This is a genomic window from Paenisporosarcina sp. P5_A11, from assembly GCF_056400705.1.
Map to the genome: position 1 here is coordinate 1 of NZ_JBFUKT010000342.1, position 1,406 is coordinate 1,406.

At 34.8% G+C, this 1,406-nt stretch carries 1 protein-coding gene; it reads right to left on the minus strand.

The annotated features are described in order from the left end of the window. Positions 1-1,406, minus strand: a 1,406-nt coding sequence (locus AC1DOS_RS20100) for a PAS domain-containing protein (protein ID WP_477538906.1), incomplete at both ends; no start/stop codon positions are given.

A 1,406-nucleotide genomic window follows, 5' to 3' on the forward strand; every position in this document is an offset into this window, starting at 1 on the left:
GTACACAAGCTAAAAGGGCTTTTCCAAACATGCGAATAAATTCGTCTCCAATATCATGACCAAATGTATCATTAACCGATTTGAAATCGTCTCCATCGAGAAAAAGAATACCTATTGTTGAATCAGTTGACTGTGCATGTGAAACATATTGAGGAAACTCTTTTAATAAATAACTTCGATTTGGCAAATTCGTTAAACTATCGTGATAGGCCATAAAGTTTAGATGTTGTTCTAATTTTTTGCGTTCCGTTACTTCTCTAGAAACAATAACATGCTGAAGTTGTCCAGGTCGTTCACGATCTTTTACGGCCATTATAGACGTTTCAGTCCAAATCTTCTCTTTATTTTTTCGGCAATATTGTAACTCTAATCGAATCTCTTCTTTTTCATTGACTCGTTTTGAAACATCTGATTTCCAAAAATCACGATACTCTTTAGTAAGCATATCGCTAAACTGAATATTTCCTATTTCCTCATTTGTAAAGCCAAGTATTCTTTCATGGGATGGGGACGTATATAAAATACATCCACAATCATCCGTTATTGCAATTAAGTCATTGGTATTTTGAGTTATTAAGTTAAATGTCTGTTCAATCGATTGCAGATTGATCATCATATTCTTTTTTTCAGTAATATCAAATTGAATAATGAGCACATTTCCAACGTCTTGTAATTCATTGTAAAGGGGAATAATCGTTGTATCTCCCCAGTAAAACGTACCATTGCTCGCTCGATTTCGAAGCTCACCGCGCCATATTTTATCTTTCATCATGTCTTTCCACATACGCTTCAAATTAAAATTGTTGTAACGGTCGACTTGTAACGAGCTAATATGTTGACCCATCATCTCTTGATTCATAAAACCAGTAATTTCTTCAAATAAATCATTAGCATACACAATGATGCCTTTGCGATCAGTCATTAGTACCATGGCTGCCTTGCTAATAGCACGTTTATAACTTTCCAATATGTGTCTTGTATTACGCAGGCTTTCTTTAAGCTCCACTTCATCAGTAACTTCCTGAAGCAAGATATACATAGCTTCAATCTCTCCATGCTTTCTAATAGGAGAATAACTGACTAGGAATGTTCCTTCTACACCAGTCGATTTCATTCGTTTTACGAGTACCGAAGATTTTCCAGTGCCTGCTAAATTGGTTTCAAAATGAGCTTCAACTTGTTTCCTTTCTTTCAGTGGAACGATAGGTAAGTTTAAATAATGCTTCCCCCGCCACTTTTTTAATTCGAAACCAAAAATCTCTTCAAATTTTGGATTCATATCAAATATTTTCCCATCTCGTGTAACCAAAATGGTTGGATCCACTGTCATGTTAAGTAACGATTGCATGAATAAATATTTTTCTTCAATTTCTTTTTGAGTGGACACTTCTTTTGTAATGGCCAAT